The 10,220-nt window shown below is 72.9% G+C and carries 7 protein-coding genes; all 7 read left to right on the top strand.

Translation table 11 applies throughout. The features are described 5' to 3' along the window. Window position 1 precedes the first annotated feature (1 nt). From JOM49_RS29020 to JOM49_RS29050, 7 genes are read left to right on the top strand one after another with little or no spacing between them, the layout of a single operon-like run. Window positions 2-1,096, top strand: a complete 1,095-nt coding sequence (locus JOM49_RS29020; protein ID WP_209667366.1) for an NAD(P)/FAD-dependent oxidoreductase — start codon at window positions 2-4, stop codon at window positions 1,094-1,096. A 2-nt stretch (window positions 1,097-1,098) separates the two neighbouring features. Further along, window positions 1,099-3,408, top strand: a complete 2,310-nt coding sequence (locus JOM49_RS29025) for a class I tRNA ligase family protein (RefSeq protein ID WP_209667367.1) — start codon at window positions 1,099-1,101, stop codon at window positions 3,406-3,408. Further along, a complete protein-coding gene (locus tag JOM49_RS29030; RefSeq protein WP_209667368.1) occupies window positions 3,405-6,719 on the top strand; it encodes a non-ribosomal peptide synthetase in 3,315 nt (1,104 codons plus the stop codon). The genes JOM49_RS29025 and JOM49_RS29030 overlap by 4 nt, the downstream gene beginning before the upstream one ends. After that, window positions 6,719-8,308 carry an AMP-binding protein gene (locus JOM49_RS29035; protein ID WP_209667369.1) on the top strand — a complete coding sequence of 530 codons (1,590 nt, stop codon included), beginning with the start codon at window positions 6,719-6,721 and terminating at the stop codon, window positions 8,306-8,308. The genes JOM49_RS29030 and JOM49_RS29035 overlap by 1 nt, the downstream gene beginning before the upstream one ends. Next, window positions 8,298-8,573: a hypothetical protein gene (locus JOM49_RS29040; RefSeq protein WP_209667370.1), complete on the top strand. Its 276-nt coding sequence runs from the start codon at window positions 8,298-8,300 to the stop codon at window positions 8,571-8,573. The genes JOM49_RS29035 and JOM49_RS29040 overlap by 11 nt, the downstream gene beginning before the upstream one ends. Next, window positions 8,570-9,187 carry a GNAT family N-acetyltransferase gene (locus tag JOM49_RS29045; RefSeq protein WP_209667371.1) on the top strand — a complete coding sequence of 206 codons (618 nt, stop codon included), beginning with the start codon at window positions 8,570-8,572 and terminating at the stop codon, window positions 9,185-9,187. Before JOM49_RS29040 ends, JOM49_RS29045 begins: the two co-directional genes overlap by 4 nt. Beyond that, window positions 9,184-10,209 (top strand): C45 family autoproteolytic acyltransferase/hydrolase, encoded by a 1,026-nt coding sequence (locus JOM49_RS29050; protein ID WP_209667372.1) that lies wholly within the window; start codon window positions 9,184-9,186, stop codon window positions 10,207-10,209. Before JOM49_RS29045 ends, JOM49_RS29050 begins: the two co-directional genes overlap by 4 nt. Window positions 10,210-10,220: the final 11 nt, after the last annotated feature.

Consider the following 10,220-nt stretch of genomic DNA (forward strand, 5'->3'; position numbering starts at 1 on the left):
GGTGGGAACGACCCGGACCAGGGCGCGTGCCCGGGAGAGCGCGGGCGCGTCCGCCCGCGTCGTCGACGTCGCCGTGCTCGGCGCGGGCATCGTCGGCTGCCTGACGGCCCGCGAGATCACCCGTCGCCGGCCGGGCGCGTCGGTGCTGCTGCTCGACCGGGACCTGGTCGGCGGCGGTGCCTCGCTGCGCTCGGCCGGGCTGCACACCCCGCGCGGCGCGACACCCGCGGTGCGGGAGATGACCCGGTTCAGCCAGCGCTTCTACACGGAACTGCACCGCGACCACCCCGCATTGCCCCTCCACCCGGTGGGGATGCGGGTCGTCGCCGCCTCGTCCGACGAGCCGCGGCTGCGCTCGGACTACCTGGCCGAAGCCGGGCTCGCCGGCACCGGCGAGCTCCCCGGCGGCGTGCGACTGCCCGACGGCCTGTCCGCGTGGGCGGTCCGCGGCAGTCACTACGCCGACGTGGCCGGGGTGGCCAGGGCACTGGCCGCCGAACTGCGGACGGTCGCCGAGGTGCGCGAGGCGGTCCGGGTGGAAGCGGTGGCCGACGGCTGCGACGGGGTCGCCCTGCGGCTGGGCACCGGCGAGGAGCTGACCGCGGGCCGGGTCGTGCTCGCCCCCGGCCCGTGGCTGACCGCGGCCGCGTGGCGGCCGTTGCTGGCGCCACTGGGCGCCCGGGTGAAGAAGGTCGCCGCGTTGCACGTCAACAGGCGGCCGGAACCCGGTGACCCCGCGGTGGTGTTCGAGCGCGAAGACGCGTTCCTGTTGCCGCTGCCCGAACGCGGGCACTGGCTGTTCAGCTACACCTGCCAGGAATGGGATCCCGATCCGGACCGGCCGCCGGACGGCCTGACCGGGCACGACCTGCACGAGGCGCGGGAGGTCCTGCGGCGCTACGCCCCCGCGATGGCCGATGACTGCACCTCCGGCCGTGTCTTCTGCGACGCCTACAGCGGCACCGGCGAGCCCGTGGTACGCGCGCTGGGCGGAGGCCGGGTGGTGTTCGCCGGGGCGGCGAACGGGTCCGGCTACCGGCTGGCGCCCGCGATCGCCGCTCGTGCCGCCGACCTGATGGAATTCGAGAGGAGTTGATCGTGGAGATCAGCACGTTCACCGGTGAGGGGCTGAGCCGGGCGTTCGGCATCGACGTGGCCGCGCTGGACCCCGGCGGCGCGGCCGACCTGGGCGTGGGCGCGGCCTGGGGCCGGGTGGCGCCCGGGGTGCGGTCGTTGACCCACCAGCACGACGAGACCGAGATCTGGGTGCTCGTCTCCGGCGGCGGCACACTGGAGGTCGACGGGGCCGAGCACCGGATCGGCACCGGCACCGTGGTGCGGTTCGACCCGTTCGAGACACACCACGTCACCAACACCGGCGACACCGACCTGGTGCTGGCGTCGTTCTTCTGGCGCGATGCCACCCGTGCCGCCGAGGCCGCCGGGACACCGGTGCGCAGGCGGTTCGGGACGCGGCCGGTCTTCGTGTTCTCCTCCGCGCCCACCCCGAACGGGGACCTGCACCTCGGCCACCTGGCCGGGCCGTTCTTCGCCGCCGACGCCTACACCCGGTTCCAGCGGATGAACGGCGTGCGGGCCTGGCACCTGTGCGGCAGCGACGACTACCAGAACTACGTCGCCGCCGCGGGAGCCGAGCAGGGGCGCACCCCGCTGGAGACGGCCACGCACTACAGCGCGCGCATCCGCGAAACACTGGCGGCGATGGACATCGAGGTCCACCAGTTCACCGCCACCAGCGCCGACGAGACCTACCCGGAGTCGCTTCGCGCGTTCTTCACCCGGTTGCTCGGCTCCGACGCGGTGGACCTGGCCGAGGCGGAAGCCCTGTTCGACCCCGGCTCCGGCAGGTACCTGTTCGAGGCCGGGGTCAGCGGTGGCTGCCCGTCCTGCGGGCAGGCCACCGGTGGCAACATCTGCGAGGGCTGCAGGCACCCCAACTCCGTCACCGACCTGGTCGACCCGATTTCCGCCGAGTCCGGTGCCACCCCGCGCCGCGGTTCCGTGCGCCGCTACCAGTTGTCCCTGCACGAGCTGGCCGATCGGGTGCGCGAACACCACCGCCGGGGCCGGGTACCGGCGTCGGTGAAGGAGCTGGCCGCCGGGGTGCTGTCCCACGGGCCGGTCGAGGTACCGCTGACCCACCCCGCCGACTGGGGCGTGACGCCCGCCGAGTCCGAAGTGGACGGTCAGGTGGTGTGGTCGTGGATCGACTACGCCTACAGCATCCTGCACGGCATCGGCGCCCTCGGCGAGCGCACCGGCCACGACTGGCGGAGCGCCGAACCGGACCCGGACTGGAAGATCGTGCACTTCCTGGGCGCCGACGGCAGCTTCTTCCACCCCATCGTCGTCCCGGCGCTCTACCAGGCGGCACACCCCGGGTGGGAGCCGGACATCGACTACCACCTCAACGAGTTCTACCTGCTCCAGCAGAGCAAGTTCTCCACCAGCCGCGGCCACGCGGTCTGGGGACGGGACGTGCTCACCCCGGACACCGTCGACGCGTTCCGGCTCTACCTGGCGCTGACCCGCCCCGAGGGCAGGCGGACCAACTTCGACCCCGGCGAGTTCGACGCGTTCACCCGTGAGCGGCTGGAGGGCTCCTGGCAGGCCTGGCTCAGCGACCTGGGTGAGCGGCTGGCCCGTGACCACGGCGGCCGGATGCCCGACGCGGGCGTCTGGACCCCGGAACACACCGCGTTCCTGGCCAGGCTCACCGAGCGCCGCGCCGCGTTGACCCGCGCACTGGGCGCCGACGGGTTCTCGCTGAACTCCGCCGCCGCCGAGTTGCTCGGCTTGGTGAAGGACGCCCGCGGGTTCGCCGCCCAGGAGGCGGGCGCCGCGCGGGCCGGTGACTGGGCCGACGAAGCCCGCACCGCCATCGCGCTGGAGGCGGCCGCGGCGGGGCTGCTGGCCACCTGCGGCCGTCCGGTGCTGCCGCGCTTCGCCGACGCGCTGGCCGGGGCACTGGGCCTGCCCGCCGAGCGGACCTGGCCGCACGCGGTGGAGCTGGTGCCCGCGGGCACCGCGGTCACCCTGGCCGGCCGCACCTTCTTCGGGCCACGGCCCGAGGAGCCGACCGTGACCGGCACCCCCGTCGACGAGAAGGCCGGTGAGGGGTCGCACCTGCTGCCGTGGTTGTCGGAGGTGGTCCGCGAGGTGCTGCGCCTGCCCGCCGACGAACCGGTGGCGAACCGGTCGCTGGCCGAGCTCGGCATGCAGTCCATGCAGGCCGTGGCCCTGCAGTACCAGCTGACCGACCGGCTGGACGCGGACGTGCCGCTGGAGGCCCTGCTCGGCGGCGGTGACCTCGCCGGGATCGCCGACAGCCTGGCCGGGAAACCACCCGCGGCCGTGGTGCCCCCGAACGCGGAGGTGAGCCGGTGACGACCACCGAACGCGAGACAACCCGGGAAACGCGGCGGAGTCCGGCCCAGGTGCTGCGGGAACTGCGCTCCCGCGGGCTCAACGTCACCCTGGCCGGGGGCGACCTGCGCCTGCGGGGTCCGCGCGAGCGGATGGACGCCGAGCTGGTCGCCGAGGTCAAGGCGCACAAGGCCGGGCTGGTCGACTACCTCGACACCCCGCCAGGCACGCCGCTGACCACGCTGCAGCGCGGCTACCTGATCGGCCGCGACGCGCAGGTCGAGATCAGTTCGGCCAGTCACGTCTACCACGAGATCGCCGGGCACTGGGACCTCGACCGGCTGGAATCGGCGCTGAACGCGGTGGTGGCCCGGCACGGCATCCTGCGTACCCGGTTCACCGAGGACGGCACCCAGGTCGAGCAGCGGGCCGCCGTCGTCCGGATCGCGCGGTTCGACCTGCGCGGCAAGCCCGCCGACGAGCAGCGGGCACACCGGGAGGCGATACGCGCCGAACGCGGTCACCGCAGCCTGCCCGCTGACGAGGCGCCGCTGCTGTCGGTCGCGGTCACCCTGCTCACCGACGAGGACATGCTGCTCCACGTCGACCACGACGGCCTCATCCTCGACGCGATCAGCATCTTCCTGTTCTTCCAGCAATGGCACGCCTGCTACACCGGCGCGGCAGACGAAACCGGCGAAGAAGCGGCGTTCGCCGACTACGTCGCCGCCCAGGAACGGGCCCGCACCCGCGCGCCGGCCAAGCGGTCGCGTGACTACTGGCTGGCCCGCCTCGACCAGGTGGCACCGCACCCGGACCTGCCACTGCGCACCAGTCCGGCCTCGATCGGCGACGCCCGGTTCACCGCCCGCTTCGCCCGGCTCGACCGGGCTGACTGGACGGCGCTGAAGGAACGGGCCGCCGAGCACGGGCTCACCCCGTCCGGGCTCCTGCTGGCCGTCTTCGCCGAGGTGCTGGCCTGCTGGGGCGCCGGGGACCGGTTCACCCTCAACGCCACCGTGGCCAACCGGCCGCCGATCCACCCGCGTATCCACCAGGCGCTCGGCAACTTCGGCGAGACCATGCTGGTCCCGGTCGAGCTGGACACCGCCGCCGGGTTCGCCGACCGCGCGCGGAACGTCCAGGCATCGCTGCGGGAGTCACTGGACAACCGGCACTTCTCCGGTATCGAGGTGCTGCGCGAACTGGCCCGCCGGGAGGGCGCCGACGCGCGGATGCCGTACACCTTCAACAGCGCCATCGGCTATGACGGCGCCGACGGATCGGCGCTGGAACTGTTCGGCCCGGAAGTCCACACCGAGAGCCAGACCCCGCAGGTGTGGCTGGACGTGTCGCCCTACGAGCGGCACGGCGGCCTCGTGGTCCAGTTCGACAGCGTGGACGAACTGTTCCCCGAGGGCTTGGTGGACGCGCTGGTCGACGGCTACCAACGGCTGCTCGAGGACCTGCGGCACCCGCGGTCGTGGGAGCGACGGGTCTTCGACCTGCGCCCGGACGACCAGCGCGCCCGCCACGCCCAAGTCAACGACACCGCGGCCGAAATTCCCGATCCCCTGCTCCCCCAGGCTTTCCTGGCCCGGGCGGAGTCCACTCCGGACGCCCCGGCGGTGATCACCAGCTCGGGCGAGACCAGCTACCGCGACCTGCACGCGCACGTCCAGCAGGCCGCCCGGTGGCTGCGCGAACGCGGGGTGCGCCGGGACGAGCCGGTCGGGCTGGTGATGACACGCGGCCCCGAACACGTGGCCGGCATTCTCGCCATCGTGCTCGCGGGCGGGGCGTACTTGCCGGTCGACGCCGGATTGCCCGCCGAGCGCCGGGCGCTCATGCTCGCCGACGGCGGCGCCCGGTTCGTGCTGTCCAACACCGGCTACACCGATCGCGACCGGGAGGTGCTGCGGCTGGACCTGACCCGGCAAGCCGACTCGGCCGCGCCGGTGGCTCCCCTGCCCGGCGCGGATCCCGAAGACCTGGCGTACGTGCTCTACACCTCGGGGACCACCGGCAAGCCCAAGGGCGTCATGGTGACCCACCGCGCGGTCGCCAACGTGGTCGCCGACTGCAACCGCCGGTTCGGCGTCGGCCCGGCCGACCGGTTCTTCGGCATCAGCATGTTCTCCTTCGACCTGTCGGTCTACGACGTGTTCGGCGCGCTCTCGGCCGGGGCGGCGGTGGTGCTGCCGGACGCGGACCGCAGTGCCGACCCGGCGCACTGGCTGCGGTTGTGCGGCCAGGCCGGGGTGACCGTCTGGAACTCGGTGCCCGCCATCGCCGGTCTGCTGCACGAGCAGGCCACCGCCGAGGGCGCCGAAGCACTGGCCACCCTGCGGCTGGTGATGCTGAGCGGGGACCGGGTGCCCCCGGCGCTGCCCGCCGCGCTCCGGGCGCTGCGCCCCGGTCTGGACGTCGTGTCACTGGGCGGGCCGACCGAGACGACCGTCTGGAACATCTCGCACCCGGTCGGGGCGCACGAGGACGGCTCCGAGTCCATTCCCTACGGCAGGCCCAATGCCAACAACCGGGCCTACGTCCTCGACGCGGCGGGGCGGCACCTCCCGGACTGGGTCACCGGGGAGATCTGCGCGGCGGGCACCGGCCTGGCCCGCGGTTACTGGGCGGACCCGGAGCGCACCGCCGAGCGGTTCACCGACGGCCTGGTGCCTGGTGAGCGCGTCTACCGCACCGGCGACCTCGGCCGGCGGCTGCCCACCGGGGAGCTCGAGATCCTCGGGCGGTCGGACTTCCAGATCAAGGTCAACGGCTACCGCATCGAGGCCGGTGAGGTGGAAACCCGGCTGGTCGCGCTGCCCGCGGTGCGCCGCGCCGTAGTGGCCCGCGAAGCAGGAGCCGGCGGCGACCGGCTGGTCGCGCACCTGGTGCCCGCGGGCGAGGCCAGGCCCACCGCCGCGGAACTGGGCGAGCCGTTGCGTGCGGTGCTGCCGCACTACATGGTGCCGTCCGGGGTGCACTGGCACGACGAGTTCCCGCTGACCCGCAACGGCAAGGTCGACCGCGCGAAGCTGCAAGAGCACCAGGCACCCACCGTGGCCACCGACGACGCGCCCCCGGACACCGAACTCGAGCGCGCGGTCGCCGAACTGTGGGCGGCGGTGCTCAAGTGCGAAGCGCCACCCGCCACCGCCACCCTGTTCGACCTCGGCGGTGACTCGCTGGCCGCCGCTCGCATCCTCGCGGGGGTGCGCAAGCGGTTCGGCGTCGGGCTGACCCTGGACCGGCTGCCCGAAGTGGACACGGTCCGGCGGATGGCCGCCACGATCGCCGCCACCCCGTCGCGGAAGGAGACCCGCTGATGAGCCTCACCCAGACCCGGGCCGCCCCGAACCTGCTCGGCTCGGCCCAGGTGATCAACAGCATCAACACCACACCGCCGCCGCCCGGGCACCGCCTGCACGTCGCCCGCCTGGACCAAACGCAGGACTGGGACCTGCGCGAGGTGCACGAAATGGCGGGCAGGCTGGCCGGCGCGCTGCTCGAGGCGGGCCTGCGGCGCGGCGACCGGATCGGTGTGCTGGCGCCCAACTGCCTCGAGTGGGTGCTGCTGGACCTCGCGGCACTGCGCATCGGCGCGGTGACCGTCGGGTTCGACCCGGCCAAGTTCGGCACCGACCCGGCGCTGATCCCCCGGTACGGCCTCGCGGTGTTGTTCGCCGACGGCGCCGGCGGAGGCGACGACGACCTCGACGACCCGGATGGCCGAGTCCGCCCGATCACCGACGCCCGCGCACTGGCCGCGGGCGCCGAGCCGCCCGAGCCGGTGCACTACGAACCGGACGACGTGACCACGCTCAAGCTCACCTCCGGCAGCACCGGTGAACCCAAGGGGATGACCGCCTCCGTGGGCAGCATCGACTCCGGGATCGCCGCGGTGCAGGAGATCTTCCGGCACGGCGAGCGGGACAACCTGTTCGTCTTCCTGCCGCTGGCCGTGCTGCAGCAGCGGTACTGGGTGTATTCGGCGTTGCACCACGGCCACGACGTCACCCTGAGCACCTACGAGGCCGCGTTCCCCACGCTGCGCCGGATCAAGCCGACCGTGGTCATGGGGGTGCCGGGGTTCTTCGCCACCGCCAAGGCCTACATCGAACGGCAGGTCGCCAGGACCGGGCCGGAGACCCCGCCCGCCGAGGCGCTGGCCGAAGGCGCTCGCCGGGTGTTCGGCGACCGCATCCGCTACCTCTGGACCGGTTCCGCACCGGCCGCCGGGGACGTGCTGCGGTTCTTCACCGACGCCGGGCTGCCCATCTACGAGGGCTACGGGTTGAACGAGACCTGCATCGTCACCAAGAACCACCCCGGCGCGCACCGGCCTGGCAGCGTCGGCAAGGTGCTGCCGCACAAGGAGGTGCTGATCGGCGACGACGGCGTGGTGAGTGTGCGCAGCCGGTTCCCGGTGTGCGGGCGCTACGAGTTCGCCCCGCCCGGGGCCTCCGAGCGGATGTTCCCCGAACCGGGGCTGGTCCGCACCGGTGACCTCGGCGAACTGGACGAGGACGGCTACCTCTACATCCGCGGCCGCGCCGACGACGTGATCGTGCTGGAGAACGGCCGCAAGGTGGTGGTGCAGCCGGTGGAGGACCACCTGCGCACCAGCCCGGCCATCGGCGAGTGCGTACTGTTCTGTCCCACCCAGACCTACCTGGTCGCCGTGGTGTCCCCGGCGTCGGTGCCCGCGGACACCGAGGCCATCGCCGGGCAGCTGGCCCGCACCAACGCCGCGTTCGGCGCCGACGAGCAGATCCGCAAGGTGGTCGTCGCGCCCGAACCGTTCAGCACCGGGAACGGGTTGCTGACCTCCCAGTTCAAGCCGCTGCGGGCACGCATCGCCGACCGGTTCCACGACGAAATCCACGATCCGAAAGGGAGCCTGCATGTTTGCTGACCCGTCCACCATCGACGACGCGGTGCGGGACAACCTGTCCCGGGTGCTCAGCACCCCGGTGGGGCCCGCCGAGCTCGACCCCGACCGCGACCTGGCCGAAGGCTACGGCCTGACCTCGATGCAGAAGGTGATGTTCCTGATGTCCGCCTGCGACGACACCGGTGTCGGCCTGGAAGTCTTCACCGAGCCGGACGTGGCCGCCATGCGCACGCTGCGCGACGTCACCACCGCGCTCGCGGCGCACGCTGGGGAGGGGGCCGAGTGAGCGCGCCGAACTGGGCCGAACTGGCCCGCACCGAGCTGTCCGACGAGCACGTGGTGCTGCGGCCGATCGCCGAGTCCGATCGAGAGCCGCTGCGCACGCAGGCGCTCGATCCGGCGCTCTGGCGGTACTTCGTGCAGCTGATCGAAACCGACGAGCAGTTCGACGCGTTCTTCGACGCCGCGGTGGCCGACCAGGCCGCGGGCGAGCGGGTGGTCTACGTGATCACCGACCGGGCTTCCGCGGCGGTGGCGGGGAGCATGAGCTTCTGCAGCATCAACCCGGCCGCGGGCAGGCTGGAGATCGGCTGGTCCTGGCTGGGCACCAAGTTCCACGGCCAGGGCATCAACCACTGGGCCAAGTACCTGATGCTGCGCGAGGCGTTCGACCACCTCGGCGCCGAGCGGGTCGAGTTCAAGACCGACGCGCTGAACAAGCAGGCCCGCCAGGGGCTGCGCAACATCGGCGCGGTCGAAGAAGGCATCCTGCGCAGCTTCAACCCGATGCCGGGCAACCGCCGCCGCGACGCGGTCTACTACAGCGTCCTGCGCGGCGAGTGGCCCGCGGTCGCGGCCAACCTGCTGGCGGGCAGGAAGGGAAGTGACGACGGCTCATGACCGTCCCACTCGTGCGCGCACACGGTGACGCGTTCACCCGCGGGCAGGCGCACGGCGCGACACTGGCGGACGGGTTGCGGGACTTCCTCGGCGACCGGCTGGCCCGCCTGAACGCGCTCTCCCCGGCCCCGCTCACGCTCGACGCGCTCCGGCCGGAGCTGGCCCGGTATGCCGCGGCGATCGACGAGCAGACCCCCGAGCTGGGCGCGGAACTGCGTGGCCTGGCCGCCGGCGCGGGGATCAGCGTCGACGAGGCGGTGCTGCTGCAGGTGCGCCGGGAACTACTCGGCTACCAGAAACTGCCGACGATGGGCGACTGCACCACCTACGCCCGGGCCGGCCGGCACCCCGTGCTGGCGCAGACGGTCGACCTCAACGGCGATCTCGACGACCACATCGCCGTGCTGGACGTGCGGGCCGGGCCGCGGCGGTCGCTGGTGCTGAGCTTCGGCGGCCTGCTCGGGTATCTCGGCGTCAACAGCGACGGGCTGGCCGTCGGGCTCAACCTGGTACTGGCGGGACGGTGGCGGCACGGGCTGACGCCGTACCTGGCGATCCGGCACCTGCTCGACACCGCGGGCACCGTCGCCGAGGCGCTGGAAGTGCTGCGCGGCCTGCGACTGGCCAGTTCCCGTTCGCTGACGCTGTGCGATCCGGGCACCACCGCCTGGGTCGAGGTCGCCGGTGACGAGCTGCGGGTGGTGCACGGCCAGGAATCCGCGCACACCAACCACTTCCTCCACCCGGACCTGTCCGCACAAGACGAACTGACCGTATTCGCCCGCAATTTCTCCAAGCTGCGCCTCAAAACCTGCCAGTCGGGCTTGGACCGGCTTCCGGTGCAGGCGTCCACAGAGGACCACTTCGCCCTGCTGTCCGCGGATCCGGTGCGGGTGGCCGGTACCGGCGACATCCGCCGCGAGCGGACCGTCGCCGCGGTGGTGCTGCGACCCGGCCACGGGGAACTGCACGTGCGCCCCGGCGACCCGGCCACCTCGCCGACCGAGACCTTCGTGATGTAGCACCCGAGAGG

It is taken from the genome of Amycolatopsis magusensis (genome assembly GCF_017875555.1).
GTDB lineage: Bacteria > Actinomycetota > Actinomycetes > Mycobacteriales > Pseudonocardiaceae > Amycolatopsis > Amycolatopsis magusensis.